At 67.9% G+C, this 17,151-nt stretch carries 20 protein-coding genes and 1 pseudogene; 9 read left to right on the forward strand and 12 right to left on the reverse strand.

The genetic code is table 11. The annotated features are described in order from the left end of the window. On the forward strand, positions 1-334 hold a 334-nt coding region (locus BN11_RS05805), incomplete at its 5' end, for a dienelactone hydrolase family protein (protein WP_162213172.1). A gap of 13 nt (positions 335-347) precedes the next feature. Here BN11_RS05805 and BN11_RS05810 read toward each other — a convergent pair. From BN11_RS05810 to BN11_RS05820, 3 genes are read right to left on the reverse strand one after another with little or no spacing between them, the layout of a single operon-like run. Further along, positions 348-1,784, reverse strand: a complete 1,437-nt coding sequence (locus BN11_RS05810) for a phytoene desaturase family protein (protein WP_048695642.1) — start codon at positions 1,782-1,784, stop codon at positions 348-350. Next, the gene (locus tag BN11_RS05815; RefSeq protein WP_048695646.1) at positions 1,784-2,146 is read right to left on the reverse strand and encodes a hypothetical protein; all 363 of its coding nucleotides are present in this window, start codon (positions 2,144-2,146) and stop codon (positions 1,784-1,786) included. The genes BN11_RS05810 and BN11_RS05815 overlap by 1 nt, the downstream gene beginning before the upstream one ends. A gap of 30 nt (positions 2,147-2,176) precedes the next feature. Beyond that, positions 2,177-2,446, reverse strand: coding sequence for a hypothetical protein (locus tag BN11_RS05820; RefSeq protein ID WP_048695650.1), 270 nt, complete (start codon positions 2,444-2,446; stop codon positions 2,177-2,179). Positions 2,447-2,472: 26 nt separating this feature from the next. Here BN11_RS05820 and BN11_RS21695 point away from each other — a divergent pair. Both BN11_RS21695 and BN11_RS05825 read left to right on the forward strand, forming a co-directional pair. Further along, positions 2,473-2,926 (forward strand): annotated as a pseudogene (locus BN11_RS21695) (endo alpha-1,4 polygalactosaminidase). A 118-nt stretch (positions 2,927-3,044) separates the two neighbouring features. Beyond that, on the forward strand, positions 3,045-3,341 hold the full coding sequence (locus tag BN11_RS05825; RefSeq protein ID WP_048695654.1) for a GNAT family N-acetyltransferase: 297 nt from the start codon (positions 3,045-3,047) through the stop codon (positions 3,339-3,341). A 25-nt stretch (positions 3,342-3,366) separates the two neighbouring features. Here the strand turns inward: BN11_RS05825 and BN11_RS05830 are convergent, their stop codons facing one another. Further along, positions 3,367-4,776, reverse strand: a complete 1,410-nt coding sequence (locus tag BN11_RS05830; RefSeq protein WP_048695659.1) for a tyrosine phenol-lyase — start codon at positions 4,774-4,776, stop codon at positions 3,367-3,369. A gap of 161 nt (positions 4,777-4,937) precedes the next feature. On the opposite strand from BN11_RS05830, the gene BN11_RS05835 reads away from it, so the two are divergent. The 3 genes from BN11_RS05835 to BN11_RS05845 are packed head-to-tail and all read left to right on the forward strand — an operon-like array spanning position 4,938 to position 7,465. Then, complete coding sequence (locus tag BN11_RS05835) at positions 4,938-5,837, forward strand: cation diffusion facilitator family transporter (protein WP_048695662.1); 900 nt, start codon at positions 4,938-4,940, stop codon at positions 5,835-5,837. After that, positions 5,834-6,229: a VOC family protein gene (locus tag BN11_RS05840; RefSeq protein WP_235435379.1), complete on the forward strand. Its 396-nt coding sequence runs from the start codon at positions 5,834-5,836 to the stop codon at positions 6,227-6,229. Before BN11_RS05835 ends, BN11_RS05840 begins: the two co-directional genes overlap by 4 nt. A 48-nt stretch (positions 6,230-6,277) precedes the next feature. Continuing rightward, complete coding sequence (locus BN11_RS05845) at positions 6,278-7,465, forward strand: TIGR04053 family radical SAM/SPASM domain-containing protein (protein ID WP_048695670.1); 1,188 nt, start codon at positions 6,278-6,280, stop codon at positions 7,463-7,465. A gap of 22 nt (positions 7,466-7,487) precedes the next feature. On the opposite strand, the gene BN11_RS05850 is transcribed toward BN11_RS05845, so the two are convergent. Continuing rightward, positions 7,488-7,979, reverse strand: a complete 492-nt coding sequence (locus tag BN11_RS05850; RefSeq protein ID WP_048695674.1) for a SixA phosphatase family protein — start codon at positions 7,977-7,979, stop codon at positions 7,488-7,490. Positions 7,980-8,179: 200 nt separating this feature from the next. On the opposite strand from BN11_RS05850, the gene BN11_RS05855 reads away from it, so the two are divergent. The 3 genes from BN11_RS05855 to BN11_RS05865 all read left to right on the forward strand — a co-directional run bounded on the left by BN11_RS05855 (position 8,180) and on the right by BN11_RS05865 (position 11,209). Next, on the forward strand, positions 8,180-9,523 hold the full coding sequence (locus BN11_RS05855; protein WP_048695679.1) for a cyclic 2,3-diphosphoglycerate synthase: 1,344 nt from the start codon (positions 8,180-8,182) through the stop codon (positions 9,521-9,523). Positions 9,524-9,594: 71 nt separating this feature from the next. Further along, positions 9,595-10,329: an SDR family oxidoreductase gene (locus tag BN11_RS05860; RefSeq protein ID WP_048695682.1), complete on the forward strand. Its 735-nt coding sequence runs from the start codon at positions 9,595-9,597 to the stop codon at positions 10,327-10,329. A gap of 70 nt (positions 10,330-10,399) precedes the next feature. Beyond that, positions 10,400-11,209 carry a MerR family transcriptional regulator gene (locus tag BN11_RS05865; protein ID WP_048695685.1) on the forward strand — a complete coding sequence of 270 codons (810 nt, stop codon included), beginning with the start codon at positions 10,400-10,402 and terminating at the stop codon, positions 11,207-11,209. Positions 11,210-11,212: 3 nt separating this feature from the next. Here the strand turns inward: BN11_RS05865 and BN11_RS05870 are convergent, their stop codons facing one another. From BN11_RS05870 to BN11_RS05900, 7 genes are all read right to left on the reverse strand, one after another. Then, positions 11,213-12,103: a hypothetical protein gene (locus BN11_RS05870; RefSeq protein ID WP_157043994.1), complete on the reverse strand. Its 891-nt coding sequence runs from the start codon at positions 12,101-12,103 to the stop codon at positions 11,213-11,215. A gap of 143 nt (positions 12,104-12,246) precedes the next feature. Further along, the gene (locus BN11_RS05875) at positions 12,247-12,672 is read right to left on the reverse strand and encodes an excisionase family DNA-binding protein (RefSeq protein ID WP_053084019.1); all 426 of its coding nucleotides are present in this window, start codon (positions 12,670-12,672) and stop codon (positions 12,247-12,249) included. A gap of 14 nt (positions 12,673-12,686) precedes the next feature. Next, positions 12,687-13,676: an alpha/beta hydrolase gene (locus BN11_RS05880; RefSeq protein WP_048695691.1), complete on the reverse strand. Its 990-nt coding sequence runs from the start codon at positions 13,674-13,676 to the stop codon at positions 12,687-12,689. A gap of 43 nt (positions 13,677-13,719) precedes the next feature. Then, entirely contained in the window at positions 13,720-14,334 is a 615-nt protein-coding gene (locus BN11_RS05885; RefSeq protein WP_083433564.1) for a DsrE/DsrF/DrsH-like family protein, read from the reverse strand. Positions 14,335-14,355: 21 nt separating this feature from the next. Then, positions 14,356-14,673, reverse strand: coding sequence for a TusE/DsrC/DsvC family sulfur relay protein (locus tag BN11_RS05890; protein ID WP_048695694.1), 318 nt, complete (start codon positions 14,671-14,673; stop codon positions 14,356-14,358). Between the two features lie 5 nt (positions 14,674-14,678). Then, positions 14,679-15,923, reverse strand: coding sequence for a type III sulfide quinone reductase, selenoprotein subtype (sqr, locus tag BN11_RS05895; RefSeq protein ID WP_048695698.1), 1,245 nt, complete (start codon positions 15,921-15,923; stop codon positions 14,679-14,681). Between the two features lie 57 nt (positions 15,924-15,980). Next, a complete protein-coding gene (locus BN11_RS05900; protein WP_048695701.1) occupies positions 15,981-17,009 on the reverse strand; it encodes a DUF2332 domain-containing protein in 1,029 nt (342 codons plus the stop codon). Positions 17,010-17,151: the final 142 nt, after the last annotated feature.

Raw genomic sequence — 17,151 nt, forward strand, 5'->3', positions numbered from 1 at the left:
CGCCGGCCTCGACGCGAGCATCGCGGCCTGCGGCGGGTTCCACGGTGGCCGCTTGGCCACGGACGACCCGGACAGCCCGCACCGGGGCCTCGCGCATGCCCGCGCCGCCTTCGTCTACGGTCACGCCGACGAGGACGCCGGCATGGACGCCGAGGCACAGTCCCGGCTGGACGCGGCGCTCGTTGAGGCGGGGGTGCGGCATACGACCGCGGTGTATCCCGGCGCCCGCCACGGCTTCACGATGGCGGACACCGGTGCCTACGACGCGCAGGCGGCGCAACGGCATTACGCCGAACTCGAGGCCCTCCTGCGCGACACCTTGGAGCGCCCCTGACCGGCGCCGGCGCTCAGGCGTTTCCGCGTTCCCGACGGGGCTCGAGATCGGCCAGCGCCGTTTCTGCGGCGTGGAAGCCGCCCATGCCGTGCACACCCGCGCCCGGCGGGGTCGCCGCCGAGCACAGGTAGGCACCGGCGGCCCCGGTGCGGTAGGGGTGCAGCGAGATGCGCGGGCGCATGACGACCTGGACGGGCGAGTTGCGGCCGGTCGCGATGTCACCACCGACGTAGTTGGGGTTGTACGCCTCCAGCTCCGCGGGACCCCGCGTGAAGGTGGCCCGGATGCGATGGCGGAAGCCGGGCGCGAACCGCTCGATCTGGCCGACGACCGCGTCGGTCGCGTCGCCCACCCAGCCGGCCGGCACATGCGCGTAGGCATACACCGGATTGAGCCCGCCGGCCGAGCGGGTGGGGTCGGCGACATACTGCTGCCCCAGCAGGACGAACGGCCGCCACGGCATCCGCCCCGCGACGACGTCCGCCTCCGCTGCCGCGGTCTCCTCGAGTGTCCCGCCGAGATGGACGGTGCCGGCGCGGCCGACGTCGGGGTTGCGCCACGGGATCTCGCCCTCGATGGCCAGGTCGACCTTGAAGGCGCCGGGGCCGAAGCGATACCGCCGGTATGCCGCCGCCGCCCGCTGCGGCAGCCGCTCGCCCAGGATCCGCGCCACCGCCGGTGGCGAGAGGTCGAAGAGGACGACGTCGGCGTCGCCGATCTGGTCGTATGCCGTGATCTCCGCCCTCGTCTCGATGCGGCCGCCGAGGTCGGTCAGCCGGGCGGCGAGGGCGGTCGCGATCGCCTGCGAGCCACCTTTGGCGACCGGCCAGCCATACGCGTGCGCGGCGGCACCGAGCATCAGCCCGACCGCGGCCGAGACCGGCCGGTCGAGGCGACCGAGGAGATGGGCGGCGACACCGCCATACAGCGCCTTGGCCTGCGGGTCCTGCCACCGGCGCGCGAGCACGGTCGCCGGGAGGAGCGCGGCGGGACCGAACCGGGCCAGGGCGAGCGGATGGCGCGGGACATGCAGGACGGGCCGGAAGAGCTCGGCCGCCAGCGCGTCGTACTGCCGGGCCAGCGGCCCGAACAGCCGCGCCCACGACGCCCCGTCACGACCCAGACCCTCGGCCGTCGACTCGACGGACCGGAAGGCCAGCCCGGCCGAGCCGTCGTCGAGCGGGTGGGCGTATTGAATCTCCGGCCACAGCCATTGCAGCCCATGGCGTTCGAGGCCGAGTGACTGCAGATAGGGCGAGGCGGCACCCGTCGGGTGGAACGCGGAGCAGTCGTCGTGGAGCAAACCCGGCAGGGTGTTCTCCGAGGTGCGCATCCCGCCGCCGATCCGGTCAGCGCGTTCGAGCACGGTGACGTCGAGACCGGCCTCGGCCAGCCGCACGGCACCCGCCAGCCCGTTGGGACCGCTGCCGACGACATAGGCGGTCGGCATCAGTCCTCCGCTGACGCCGCCCGCAGCACCTCGTCCACATACGCCTTCAGCGCCGGCTTCGCCTCCTCGTTGGCGTATTTCACACTCACACAACCCTTTCCGCCGAAGGAGCCGGGGATCTCGGCCTTGGTCTCCTCGATCAGCTCGAACGCGAGGGAATGCGCCGAGAAGTGGCCCTTGGCCGCGGTGAACATGACATAGCCGTCCTGATAGCTCCGTTCGAACTTGAACATCGGCACGCCGCGGAACATCGCCAGCTCCAACTCCGGGCTGCGGCGGCGGACGTGGTCCCAGAACTCCGTCAGCCAGGGCCGGCCGGCCTGGGGTGCGGCGGCGAGATAGTCCTCCGGCGAGTCAGCCATGGCGGTGCCTTTCGTCGTATGCCGGTGTGGTCACCGACCAGTCTGCCCGCCGGCGATGACGCCGACCGCCAGTTCCACGACGTCGGCGAAGTGGGCCGCCGGGTCGCTGATCGCCTGGCTGCCGTACTGGGAGAACACTTCCGCCGTGACGGCTCCCATAATCATGGCCCAGACCGCGAGACACAGGGTCAGCCGCGTGGCGTCGGCGCCCAACGCCTGGATCCCCGGATCGGCGAGGAGTCCGTCGAGTCCACCGGATCCGGCCACGCCGGCATACCCGCGCGGGGGCCGCAGCGGCATCACTGCGGGCCTCGGGCCGGCACGCGATCTGCTACCTCAGCGCGGGATCGTGGGAGGACTGGCGCTCCGACGCCGGCGCGTTCCCCGACCGCGTCACAGGCCGTCCGTTGTCGGGGTGGAAGGGTGAGCGCTGGCTCGATACGCGGGCCCTCAAAGTGCTCCTGCCGATCATGGGCACGCGGATGGATGTGTGCAAGGCAAAGGGATTCGAGGCAGTCGACCCCGACAATGTCGACCGCTACGAGAACGGAACCGGTTTCTCGCTGACGAAGGCGGACTCCACGGCATACCTGCGGGCGCTGCTGTCACTCGCCCATCAGCGAGGGCTGTCGATACCGTCCGATGCTGAACGCGGGCAAGGCCGTCCTGCACATCGAGTACAAGGGACCGATCAGCAAGGTCTGTGCGGACCGGCCGGCGCGCTTCTCGACCATCCTGAAGAATCGCGACCTGGACGCCGCCATCCTCGGCCGGTGCTGACGTCGACGGCAACGCGCCCCCGGCCCTCGCCACCGCGAGCGCAGCACTCGGGCGCGCTCTAGCAGGCGCCTCCTCCACGTGCGCCTGTCAGGATGGAGGCCTCACCGAGGAGGTCCGCATGTCCGATGTCGTCGTCACGAACAATCCCGCTCAGGACCGCTACGAGGCGCACCTGGACGGCGAACTCGCCGGCTTCGCCGAATACATCCTCTCTGGCGACCTGATCGTCTTCACCCACACCGAAGTCGACGACAAGTTCGAGGGGCAGGGCGTCGGCAGCGCGCTGGCACGGTTCGCCTTGGACGAAGTGCGCGAGGGCACCCGCCGAGTCAAGCCGCAATGCGCGTTCATCAAGAGTTGGATCCAACGTCACCCTGACTACGCGGACCTCATCACCCGGGGCGAACACCACTGACCCCGCCCGTGTCGGGCGGAAGAGGTCAGGGCAGCGGTTCGAAGCGGGCCTGGAAGAAGCGCAGATACTTGGGCTCGTAAACCAGCCGTAGACCCGTCGCCGAATCGTGCGCGTCGAAGCACGCCTTGACACTCTCGGCGACCAGGTCGAGGTGGGCCTGGGTGTAGACCCGCCGCGGGATCGTCAGCCGGGTCAGTTCCAGCTTCGGGTGCCGGTGCTCCCCCGTTTCCGGGTCACGGCCGGCCGAGACGATGCCGCGCTCCATCGAGCGGATGCCCGAGTCGGCGTAGAGGTTGGCGGCGAGCGTCTGCGCTGGGAACTGCTCCTGATCCAGGTGGGGATAGAAGGCCCGGGCGTCGAGGAAGATCGCATGTCCCCCAACGGGTTTGACGAAGGGGATGTCCCACCGTTCGAGCAGCTCACCGAGGTATTGGATCTGTCCGATGCGTGAGCGCATGTAGGGCATGTCGAGTGATTCCTCGACGCCGATGGCCATCGCCTCCATGTCCCGGCCGGCCATGCCGCCGTAGGTGTGCAGACCCTCGTAGACGACGACGAGGTTGCGGACCTCCTCGAAGAGCTCGTCGTCGTTGGTGGCGAACCACCCGCCGATGTTGACGAGGTGGTCCTTCTTGCCCGACATCGTCGCGCCGTCGCTGTAGGAGCAGAACTCCGCCAGGACCTCGGCGAGGGGCTTGTCGGCATACCCCGCTTCGCGCTCGATGATGAAGTAGGCGTTCTCCACCGCGCGGGTCGCGTCGAGATAGACCTTGATGCCGTGGCGGTCGGTCAACTCCCGCACGGCGCGCGCGTTTTCCATCGAGATCGGCTGTCCCCCGGCCATATTGACGGTGGCCGCCATGCACACGTATGGGATCTTGTCGGCGCCGACCTCGTCGATGAGGGCCTGGAGCTTGTCGAGGTCGATATTGCCTTTGAAGGGATGGAGCGAGGCGGTGTCGTGCGCCTCGTCGATGATCACGTCGTGGAAGGTCGCGCCGGCCTTCTCTTGGTGGAAGCGCGTCGTCGTGAAGTACATATTGCCCGGCACGTGATCGCCCGGCGTGATTGCCGCCTGCGACAACAGGTTTTCGGCGCCGCGACCCTGGTGCGTCGGAACCAGGTGTTTGTAGCCGTAGTACTTCTGCACGGTCTCTTCGAGGCGGTAGAAGTTGACGCTCCCGGCGTAGGCCTCGTCGCCGAGCATCATCCCGGCCCACTGCCGGTCCGACATCGCGGAGGTGCCGGAGTCGGTCAGCAGGTCGATGTAGACGTCGCGCGAGTGCAGCAAGAAGGTGTTCCAGCCCGCCTCGGCGATCGCCCGGTCGCGCTCCTCGCGCGTGGTCGTCCGGAGCGGCTCGACGACCTTGATCTTGTAGGGCTCGGCCCAACTGCGGCGGGAATGCTGCTGGCCCATGGTGTGCAACGTGGTCATGACGCGGGAACCCTTTCGTCCAGTCGACCCCAAGCGGTCCGACGTTGCGGCGGCACCGCCCCTGCGAGCCTCCTCGTGGGGTCCAACCCTCACGCTAGACCTCGCGCATTCCCCCATCCACACGCCCCACAGGTGATGATGGCGACCATGGAGAGGTCCACGTGAGCGGCGGGCACGCCCATGGAGGCTCGGCGGCGGCCCATCACCGGTGGCGGCTCGCGATCTCCTTCGCCCTGATCTCCGGCTTCTTCGCGGTGGAACTGATCACTGGTCTGGTCTCGGGCTCGCTCGCCCTGATCAGCGACGCCGGCCATATGGCCGCCGACGTCGTCACCCTCGGGGCGGCACTCGTGGCGACCTGCATCGCCACACGGCCGGACACGACCGGGCGGCGCACGTTCGGTTCGTATCGGGCCGAGGTCTTCGCGTCGGGCATCGCGGTGCTCGTCATGCTGGGCGTGGCCGTCTACATCGTGATCGAGGCCGTGCAGCGCGCCGATCACGCCACGGCGCCGGTCTTGCAGGCGATGCTGCTCGTGGGCGCGCTCGGCCTGATCGTCAACCTCGTGTGCTTGGCGTTGTTGCACTCCGTCGCCGGCGAGAGCCTGAACGTCAAGGGTGCCTACCTCGAGGTCCTCGGTGACACGCTCGGGTCCGTCGGCGTGATCGCCGCCGCCCTGCTCATCGAGGCGACGGGCGACTCGCGGTGGGACACCGTGATCGCCCTCGCCATCGCGCTCTTCGTCGCCGTGCGCGCCCTGCTCCTCGGTCGTGAAGTGCTCGCCGTGCTCGGCCAACACGCCCCCGCCGGGATGAAGCCGCGAGAGATCCTCGCCGCACTCGAAGGCCTCGACGGGGTCGCGGAGGTCCACGACGTGCATGTCTGGCAGTTGACCTCGGGCATGAATGTCGCCACGGCACATCTGGTCCGGGCCGGCGACGCAGCCGGGGACCCGCTCGCCGCCGCGACCGCCCTGTTGCGCGACCGGTTCGGCATCGCGCATGCCACAATCCAGGTCGAGACCACCCCCGGCACGGACTGCGAAGGAGCCGACTGGTGACGGACACTCCAGAGACGGACCGTTGGGCACGGAAGGACTTCTGGGGCGTGGTGCTCGACGCCCCGGAAGTTGCACCCCTGCTGAACTTCTACTCGAAGCTGCGAGGCTGGCCGATCTACAAGGCCGATGAGGAGGACGGCGCTCTCGACCTGGGCGAAGGGGTCGCCTATCTCGCCGTGCAGCGCAACCCGGATTATGTGCGGCCCGTATGGCCGACACCCCCGGGTGGCCAACAGATGCAGTCGCACCTCGACTTCGAGGTCGAGGATCTCGACGCCGAAGTCGAACGTGCGATCGCCCTGGGGGCCGAACTCGCGGCATACCAGCCGCAAGACGACGTGCGCGTGCTGCTCGACCCCGCCGGCCACCCGTTCTGCCTCTACGTCAGCTGAGGCACCCCTCACTACGCGCGCAACGCAGATCGATGATGGTATGGACGGGTGAGCAGTCTCCAGGCCGATCGCCGGGTCGTGCGGCAGATCCGCCACGATGTGAGCGAGCGGCCGTTCATCGTCATCTGGGAAGTCACGCGTGCCTGCCAGCTCGCGTGTGCGCACTGTCGTGCTGAGGCGATCCATCAGCGAAACCCGTTGGAGCTGAGCACAACCGAGGGCAAAGCGCTGTTCGACGACATCGCGGGCTTCGGCAAGCCCTACCCGATCGTCATCCTCACGGGCGGTGACCCCTTCGAGCGCGAAGACCTGGCCGAGCTGACGGCATACGGCCATTCCCTCGGCCTGCACATGGCCCTGTCCCCCTCTGCCACACCGAATGTCACCGCAGAGCGGCTCGCTGCGATGCGGGAGGCGGGGGCGTCGGCGATGTCCTTGTCGTTGGACGGGGCGACCCCGGCCGTGCACGACGCCTTCCGTGGTTTCGGCGGCACGTGGCAGCGCACGATCGACTCGGCCGGCCTCATCAACAACGCGGGCTTCCGGCTGCAGGTCAACTCGACCGTGACCAGCCGAACCGTCGCAGAACTTCCCGAGCTGTTGGCGCTGCTGCTCGATCTCAAGGTCCACCTGTGGAGTCTCTTCTTCCTCGTCCCGACCGGGCGGGGCAAGGCGCTGGAGGCGCTGAGCCCGGACCAGGTGGAGGACGTCCTGCACTGGATGGTCGACATCTCGCACACCATGCCGGTGAAAACCACTGAGGCGCAGCACTATCGGCGCGTCGTCGTGCAGCGCGCCGCAGCCGAGAAGGAGGGTCACGGCGCCGAGGCGTTCGCCACCGGACAGCTGTATGCCGCTCTCACCCAGCGCACATCCGAGGTCCTTGCCGGACGCAAGCTGCCCACCCGGCCCGCACGACCGCCGATCGACACCAACTCCGGACGCGGCTTCGTCTTCGTCGACCATCAGGGGTGGGTCTACCCCTCCGGCTTCCTGCCGCAGCGTGCCGGCAACGTCCGCGACGAGGGCACGACCTTCCGCGAGATCTATCGTGAGGCGCCGATCCTCAAGGCGCTGCGCGACCCCGATCACTTCGCCGGCAAGTGCGGGGTGTGCGAGTTCAACCAGGTGTGCGGCGGCTCCCGGTCCCACGCGTATGCCGTCACCGGCGATCCGCTCGCCTCCGACCCGACGTGCGCCTACCTGCCTCCGCGCTGGCGCGAAGCAGCCGTCTAGTCACGGCACTTGGCAGTTCGGATCAGAAACCCGATTCGTCGGCGGGGCGACCGGCATACCTGAGGCGACCGTCCCGCATACCGGCGCCCTGCCAGCGATCGAGGTCGACCACGGCCAGGGCGGAGGTCGGCATGCGCACGGACTCGTCGGTGAGAACGGCGACCAGGTCTTCGACGGCCGGGTTGTGGCCGACCAATGCCAGCCGGGCGACGGATTCCGGCGTCGCGCGCACGAGGCCGAGCAAACCGCCCGCGCCGAAGGTGTAGGCCGCCTCGTCGATCCTGACCTCCGTCGGCGGAGCGGTCCAGGCGCCGCAGACGAGTTCCCAGGTCCGGATTGCGCGGGTGGCCGGGGAGACGATGACGACATCCGGCACAAGATCGTTGTCGGCGATCCACCGGCCGGTATGCGGCGCTTGACGCACACCACGCTTCGCGAGTGGCCGTTCGCGATCGCTGACCGGCACGGCCCAGTCCGACTTGGCATGTCGCAGGACGAGCAGCGTATGTGCCATAACGGCAGATTAGCCAACCATACGAAGCTCCCCGATAGGACTCGGGGCTTGACTGACGCACCTCTCGGCCCCGCTGACCCCGTCCGGGCTGGCCGAAAAGCGCCGAGTAGGCTGGGGACAGGCGGGTCCCGCAGCCAGGACTGCCCAAAGTCAGGGCAAGTCGGTTCCGGCGGGCGACCGCAGCCGCGACGGAGATCACCATGACCGCCCCAGTGTCCGCACTGCCCCAGGCCCGCGAACGCATCCTCATCCTCGGCGCCGCCGGCCGCGACTTCCACGACTTCAACGTCATCTACCGGGACGACCCGGCCAAGGAGGTCGTCGCGTTCACCGCGACCCAGATCCCGGACATCGAAGGCCGCACCTATCCGCCTGAACTGGCGGGTTCGCTGTATCCGGGCGGCATACCCATCTACGAAGAGGCGCGGATGGAAGAACTCATCGAGAACGGACGCATCGACACCGTCGCGCTGGCCTACAGCGACCTGCCTCACGAACAGGTGATGCACCTTGCCTCGCGGGCGATCGCGGCAGGCGCGAATTTCCTGCTGCACGGCGCCGATTCGTCGATGGTGGAGTCCACGAAACCCGTCATCGCCATCACCGCCGTGCGCACCGGGGTCGGCAAATCCCAGACCACCCGGTACCTGTCGAAGATCCTCGCCGATCTGGACCAGCGCGTCGTCGCCATCCGCCACCCGATGCCCTATGGCGACCTGGCCAAGCAGGCCTGCCAGCGGTTCGCGACCTATGAGGACCTGGACCTGCACGAGTGCACGATCGAGGAACGTGAGGAGTACGAGCCGCACATCGACAACGGTTTCGTCGTCTATGCCGGGGTGGACTACGAGCAGATCCTGCGTGCCGCCGAGGACGAGGCCGATGTCATCCTCTGGGATGGCGGCAACAACGACATCCCGTTCTACAAGAGCGACCTCCACATCGTGCTCACGGACCCGCTGCGCCCGGGGCATGAAGCCACCTATCACCCCGGCGAGGCGAACGTGCGAATGGCGGATGTCGTCATCGTCGCCAAATGCGACAGCGCCGCGCGCGAGGACATCGAGGCCGTGGAAGCCAGTGTGCGGCAGATGAATCCGACGGCGACGGTGCTGCGCTGCGACTCACCCGTGACAGTCGACGACGCGGAGGCGATCGCCGGCAAACGCGTCGTGGTCGTCGAGGACGGTCCGACCCTCACGCACGGGTCGATGAGCTTCGGCGCGGGTGTCGTCGGCGCGAAGGCCGCGGGGGTCGCCGAGATCGTCGACCCGCAGCCGTATGCCGTGGGCGCCATCGCCGCGACCTACGCCAAGTACCCGAACGCCGCCGGGATCCTGCCGGCCATGGGCTACGGGGAAGGTCAGGTCGACGACCTCCAGGCCACGATCGAAGCGATGCCCGTGGATGCCGTGGTGGCGGGCACCCCGATCGATCTCAGCCGCGTGCTGACGGTCGAAAAGCCCCTCGTGCGCGCTCGGTATTCCTTGCGTGAGCAGGAGCCCGGACGCCTCGCCGAGGCGGTGCGGGCCGTCGTCCCGTAAGGGTGGGCAGGCGGGCGTGATCCGTGCTTCGATGAAGCACGGATGATCTCGACCACCCGAAGGAGCAGGCGATGTCAGCAGGTGCATTGAGCGGCAAGACGGCAGCGGTCACGGGGGCGGGCGCCGGGATCGGGAGGGCCAGCGCCGAGGCCATGATCGGGGCCGGAGCGCGGGTGGCCATCATCGATCGTGACGAGAACCTGCTCAACAAGATGAAGGACGAGCACGGCGAGGCCGTCGTGCCCATCCAGGCCGACCTGCTCGACACGGCGCAGTGCGCCGGACTGATCCCCCGGGTGCTCGAATCCTTCGGCGGCAAGCTCGACATCTTCCACTCCAACGCCGGGATCTATGTCGGCGGCGATCTGACCGAGGCCAGCAACGAGGCCATCGACCGGATGTTGCACCTCAACGTCAATGTCGTCATGAAGAACGTCCACGATGTCCTGCCCCACATGATCGAGGCGGGCGGCGGCGACATCCTCGTCACGAGTTCTCTTGCAGCGCATTACCCCACGCCGTGGGAGCCGGTCTACGCCTCGAGCAAGTGGGCGATCAACTGCTTCGTGCAGACGACACGGCGTCAGTACTTCAAGCACGGCATCCGCGTCGGCTCGGTCTCCCCCGGCCCCGTGGCCAGCGCGCTGCTCTCGGACTGGCCCGAGGAGAAGTTGCGCGAGGCGAAGGAGTCCGGCTCGCTGATGGAGCCCAGCGATGTGGCCGAGGTCATCCTCTTCATGTTGACCCGCCCGCGGAATGTCACCATCCGCGACGTCATCCTCATGCCGACGAACTTCGATCTCTGAGAAGACTTTCGAGAAACTTGTCCGGAGCGCTTGACCCTGACACGGTGTCAGGCGATTCGCTGACAGCGCCATGTTGAGTATCGGAGACTTCGCCCTACACGGTCAGGTGTCGGTGCGCATGCTGCGCCACTATGACGCCCTCGGCCTGCTCGAGCCTGTCCACGTGGACCCGTCCTCGGGCTATCGCTGGTATGCCGCGGAACAGCTTTCGCGGCTCAACCGGCTGATCGCTCTCAAGGAGTTGGGCTTCACCCTGGAACAGATCGGCCCGATCCTCGACGCCTCGGTCTCCGCCGAGGAGCTGCGCGCGATGCTGCTGTTGCGGCGCTCGCAGGTCGAGGAGCAGATCACCGCCGATCACGCCCGGCTCCGCGCGATCGAGCGACGTCTCCGAACGATCGAGAAGGAGAACCAGATGTCCGATCTGACGTTCACCGAGAAGTCCCTCCCCGCCGTCCAGGTCTCGCAGCGCCGCGCCCAGGTCGAGGATCGCACCGAGATCGCAGGCGTGATCGGCCCGATGTTCGGCAACCTCATCGACCAGGCGGAGGCTCTGGGTTACGACCTGGACGCCTCCACCATCGCGTGGTACGGCGACGGCGGCGACCCCATGGAGATCGCCGCCTGCATCCCGCAGACCGAGGGTCTGCCGCTCCTGCCCGGCACCGAGCACGTCGAACTCGAGGCCGTCCCGCGCGCCATCACCGTCGTCCACCGGGGCGACATGGAGACCATCGGGGACACGTGGCAGGCGCTGCAGCAGTATGTCGGCGCGCAGGGTCTGTCCAACACCGGCCGCTGCCGCGAGGTCTATATCGCGACGCCGATGGATCGCCCGGACGACTGGGTGACCGAGCTGCAGCAGCCAGTCACTGCCTGAGCGTCACACCGTCCACCGCCACCGCAGAACCGGAGTCCCGGCGCCTTCGGTGGCGGTCAGATAGGTGCCCGCGTCGGGTCCGAGGGTGAGTCCCTCGCCCTTGGGCTCGGCCGGGAGCGTCGCCGTCGCGACCTGCTGGAAGCCGGGATAGCCGTATGCCGTGACCTCACCGTAGGTCCGCAACAGCACGTGCTCGCCGCTCGAGTCGAAGACGCCGTCGGTCACCGTCGCCGCGACCTGCGCGACCTTCTCCAAGGTCACGGTTCGGGTCGCGTCGAGGGTCGGCACGGCATACACGACACCGCCGGAGGCGTCCTTGGTGACCACGAAGAGATCACCGGAATCAGGTTGCACGAGAAGGGTTTCGGCGTCGTGGGCGCCGTCGGGATAGGCGAATTCGTAGCGTTGGGCGGTGACCGTCGTGTCGCCGTCCCACTGGGTGATGGGCGGCAGGCGGTAGATGACGATCGTGGAGCGGGCGCGGGGGTTGTCGCCGATGTCGCCGACCCAGATCGTCCCGTCCGGTGAGGTCGCGAGCGCCTCGACGTCGTCCGGCGCGGCGTCGGCGTAGGTGATCGTGCCGGTGATCTGACCGCTCGTGCCCGTCGAGACATAGAGGACCGCGGGGTCGCCGCTGTCGTTGACGGTGATGAGGTGGTCGCCGACACGCGTGAGGCTGCTGGACTCGGTGATCCGCGGGTCGGCCCAGGTCGCATAGGTCGAGACATCGGTGACCCCGCCGACGGAGACGACGGTTGCCGACGTCGCCGCGGACGTGACCGGCGGCGAACTCGTGCGGTCAGGCGCGGTGCCGCAGCCGCCGAGGACCAGGAGCGCCACCACTGCGGTGGCGCAGTGCCGCCGCCTTCCCGAGAAGCCGTGTCGACTGGTCATACGACCAGGGTGCGCCGACCCGCTGTGCGCTCGCTGTGCCCCGGCAGTGACCCACCGGTAGGTCTGCAGGTTCACGGGCCCTAGGTCGTGTTATGAAAGTGACAGTTGAGGTTTGAGCGTGACTGCTCGCATGCGGGCGAGTGTCAGAGCCCCAACTTGTCCTCCAGGTCGAGCAACTCAAGGGCGGCGGCCCGGCGCTGTTCCAGCCGCATCCTGCGCAGGGCGAGCACGTCATTGGTGCGCAACCTATGGTGGCTGCCGACCATTGTGCTCGGCAATTCTCCAGACTCGATACGCTTGATCAGTGTTGGGCGCGACTCGCCCAGGAGCTTGGCGGCCTGGGTGGTCGTGAGCAGATCCGGCATCGTTTCGATGGTCAACGACCCTCCGCGGGCAAGCGTCAGGAGAACGCTTTCCAAGACTTGAGCAAGCTCGGGCGGCAGCGGGCGCGCTCCGTTGCGGGAGTCGCTCACTAGCGCGGGGCGTCCGGCATCCTGGGCACCCAAGACGCGCTGGGCCTGATCGATCTGCTCGGGCGTGGCAATGACGACGTTCGGTCGGAGGGTCATGACGAACCTCCTTTTCAGTCACAAACGTAGCGGTTTGCACTTGTATGTGCAACTTGGGATGCGCCTCCGAGGTTCAATGAGAAGAGCGGAGACCGACGACCGGGTCGGCCACCGGCGAAGAGGCCGGCGAGGAAGTCGAGGCCGGTCTGCCACTGGGCGCGGATGTCGGCGCCGAGGAAGGCGTGCTCGGCGCCGGGCACGACGAGGAGCCGGCTCGGGGCACCCACGGCGACGGCCGCCTCGTGCAGGCGCACGGCCTGGTCGCACGGCGCCATCGTGTCCTGGTCGCCGTGCATGATCAACAGGGGCGGCGAGTCGGCGCGCAGATAGGTGACCGGCGAATAGCGCTCGGCCAGGGTTGTCCGTTCCTCAGGTGTCGCTGTGTCCCAGAGGAATTCGCACAGCTCGGGCAGCACGGTCAGATCGGACGCGCCATACCACCACACGATGCCGGTCACATCGGCGCGGCCCTCGCCTACGCCCTGCGAGCCGAGGATCGCCGGATCCGGATCCGGTGCGCTGCCCGCGAGCGCCGCGAGAGAACTCAGGTGCGAGCCGGCCGAATCTCCCCACACGGCAACGCGATCGGCGTCCAGGGCCAGCTCACCGGCATACCGGCGGAGATAGCGGATGGCAGCGACGATGTCCTGGACCATCGCCTCGACCGGCGCCTCCGCGATCAGCCGGTAGTCGCACGTCGCCACCGCGATGCCGGCGTCGACGAACTGTTGGAAGAACTCCTGCTGCCCCCACTGCAGAGGCACCAGGCGCCGATCGCCCTCACCCCAGCCGCCGCCGTGCACCCACAAGACCACCGGCGCCGGCCGGGGCGTCGCCGGCACGTGCACGTCCATCAGCAGCGGACGGAAGCCACCGCCCTGCGCATAGATCAGCTGCTGCCACGAGGTGGCCCGGGCCAACGGCTCGAAGGTCATCGGCGGCAGTTGGGTGAGGGGCGGCCACGGGCCGTCCTCGACGGGCGGGCGCAGGTCACGAATGTCCATGCTCAGCAGTCTGGCCGACCGGTGCGACAGCCTTCCCCGGAGGTCAGATGAAGATGGTCTGCGCGCCCTCGCTGATCTCGATGAAGTCGGCAGCGCTGATGACGCCCTCGACGCCCGGATGCAGGTCGGCCTCGATCATCTTCATCATGTCGAAGGAGAGCTTGCACGCATACATGTGCACGCCCGCGGCGGAGAGCAGGTCGAGGAATTCGGGCACGTCCGGGATCTCGAGGTCGGCCATCTGCTTCTTCATCATCTTGGTCGCCATGGCCGTCATGCCGGGCAGCTGCCCCATGAGCTGGGGCATCGACGCGTGCTCCAAACCCGTCCGCAGATAACCCAGTTCGGGCATATGCATGGCGGTGTTGCCGAGCATCGTGAACTTGAGGTTCTTGTGGGTCTTCTTGTTGACGATGTCCAGCCCCCAGAAGGTGAAGAACATGTGCACCTCGACGCCCTCGCCCGCCGCCGCGTTGCCGAGGATGAGTCCCGGGTAGGCCATGTCGAGGTTGCCCTTGGAGCAGATGAGAGCCAGCTTGCGGGGGCCGCGGTATGCCGTCGCCTCACCCCCTGCTGCCGGCTCGGGGCTCGTCGTGGTCGCCTTGGCGGCGCTGCCGCCGAAGTCGGGGATGATGAATCCCTCTGGAAGAGTTCGCATTTCGTCACTCAGGTCGTGGGGTTAAACGCAGCCGACGGGCTTGGGGAGGCCGGCCAGGTAGGCCATCTTCTTGGCCGGCTTGCCGGGATAGAGAGCGAAGAGGTCCTTGACGTCGAAGCCGCCGACGGCCTGCATGCGGCGCAGCGTCGGGGTGACGCCGGTCTTCGCGGAGTCCTCCCGCATGAACCGCAACGGCGCCCAATGGGCTTCGGTCATCTGCTCGATGCCCACGAGGTCGGCGAGGATGACGGCGAGGTCCTCGCTCCACTCCTCGCGGTTCGTGAAGAACCCCTCGTCGTTGACGGCGAACGTGTGGCCGTCGATGGTGTTGGTGGGCACCGCTGTCAACTCCTATGTCCTGCAGGGATCTTTCCGGCCATCGACATCTCCGTCGGAACGGGGAGCGGCTTGCCGGGCAAAAGCATGTTCCAGTAGATCTTCTCGAAGGCCAGCTTGCCGATGTGGTTGAGCCGGGACTCGCCAAGGAGCTTCATGGGCCCGACCTTGGACGCCGGGAAGGTGCCCCTCAACGGCTCGGTGTCGTAGTTGAAGTCGAGGAGCAACGCCTTGCCGTGACCGGACTCGACGAAGCAGTTGGCGTGTCCGTCGAACTTGCTCGGCAGCGGCTCGCCGGCGATCGCGGCTTCGAGGTTCTTGACGAGATGCTCGACTTCGAAGTGGGCGACGGCGCCGGCCTTGGAGGTCGGCACATTGGTGGCATCACCGATGGCGAAGATGCGGTCGCTGATCTGCGAGCGCAAGGTGTGCTTGTCGACTGGGACGAAGCCGAGGTCGTCGCCCAGCCCGGAGTCGATGATGAATTGCTGGCCCATGTTCAGCGGCACGGTCACGAGCAGGTCGAAGGGGAGTTCGCGACCGTCGTAGCCGACGATGGCCTGCTTCTCCGGGTCGACGTGCGAGATCGCGAAGTCAGGCGCGACGCGAATGCTCTTGTCCTCCAAGAGATCTCCGAGCGCGGCCGACGCAACGGGCTTGGTGAACGCGCCGTCGAGGGGCGTCACGTAGGTGATGTCGACCTTGTGCCGCATCCGGCGCTTCCGGAAGTAGTCGTCGGCGAGGAAGGCGAACTCCAACGGAGCCACCGGGCACTTGATCGGCATCTCGGTGATGTGCACCAGCAGCCGGCCGCCCTCGAAGGACTCCAGCGCATCCTGCAACGCCGCCGCTCCGTCGAGCGTGTAGAAGTCGAAGGCGCTTGTGCGCCAAACTCGTTCGTCCAGCAGGCCCGGCGTCTGATCGGCCCGCGGCACGGTGCCGCTGGCGATGATCAGCCATTGATAGGACAGCTGCCGGCCACTGGCCAGCCGCACCTGCTGATGCACCGGGTCGACGTGCGCCACCGCGTCGATGACGAAGTCGACCCCACGGTCGAGTTGGGCTTTGCGAGAACGCACGACACGCTCGGGCGTATAGGTGCCGAACGGAACGAAGAGGTAGCCGGGCTGGTAGTGGTGCTCGTCGTCCTTGTCGACGACGGTGATCGACCAGTCGTGCGGCAAGGCCTTGCGGAGTTTGTTGGCGAGCATCGTGCCAACGGTTCCGGCACCCAGGATCACCACTGTTGACATGACTCCACAATAATACCTACGGGGGTATGCTGCGCACGCCGGTGAATGTTTCGGAGATCACGTTTCCAGCAGGACGGGTGGCCCGTGGTGGTGGCTACGCGCTAGCGGCTCGCCGTCCAGACGCAGCACGGGGCCGTCTCGCCGGATGTCATAACCGTCGGTCCCCTGTCGCGGAGGCACGCCTTCCATCGACAGGTGGGCGAGCGGCATACGACGGCGGGCCTCGGCCAGGTGCGCGTCGACGTCAGCGGACTCGTGTGCCGGCCAGTATTGCCGCGTGATCGACTCCCATACGATCGTCAGCACACCTGGCGTCGGCGGTCGATTCAGTTGCCCGGCAACCCATTCCGACGCCGGAGCCCGGTCGACCCTAACGGGGTCGGCCTGCGCCACGGCCAACGCCGCCGCGAGGCGGGCATGCCGTTCGAGCTGCCAGGGCCAGACGAAAGAGGTCAGGTAGATCCGGCCCTCCTGGGTGGTCACATCCACCGGGTCGAGGTCACACCCGCCCCGACGGACGATTGTCAGATCGAGGGGGCGGATGTCCGCCGCTTCGGTATCGAGCGCGAGGGGCGAATCGGGCTCCCCCCAGGTCCACCCTGGCCCCGACACCCGATAGCGGTCGGGATGCAGGTTCAATCCGGCTGAGGCCCCCAGCTCCAGGAGCCGGACCCGGTTGAGACCGGTGCGCCGGACCGCCTCGAACAAGCCGGCCACCAGGACCGCCGAGCGTCCCACCTCGTTGGTCTGCGGCGGCCGGGTCAACCCGGCCCGGAGTTCGGCGACGTGGTCAGGCAGCACGGCGCGCAGCACCGGCCAGCACTGCTCCGCCGGCGCAGTGCCACCCAGACAGGCATAGAAGGGCGTCAGCTGTGGTGCTTCGCCACGCAGAACGATGCGGAAAACCGCTGCCAGCAAACGCAATTGGATCGCATCGGCCCGCACCGCATCGAGTTGGTCGCGGCATGTCTCCGCTGTCGGCCCGCCCGCCTCCAGGTCGTCCGCGAGGTGATCGAGCAACACGCCATACAGGTGCTGGCGGTGGCCGAAGTGGCCGCGGAACTGGTCGGCGAGAGGCTCCGGCATACGGGGCAGTGAATCACGTCGACCACAAGCGGGGCCGGGTTTCACGGAAGCGGGGCCAGGTTCGCCGACGGGGGCCGGGCTATAACCCGGCCCCCGTCGCGCAACCTGGCCCCGCTTCGTCCTGGCGTGGCGAGGGGACCGC

It is taken from the genome of Nostocoides australiense Ben110 (genome assembly GCF_001050535.1).
GTDB classification, from domain to species: domain Bacteria; phylum Actinomycetota; class Actinomycetes; order Actinomycetales; family Dermatophilaceae; genus Nostocoides_A; species Nostocoides_A australiense.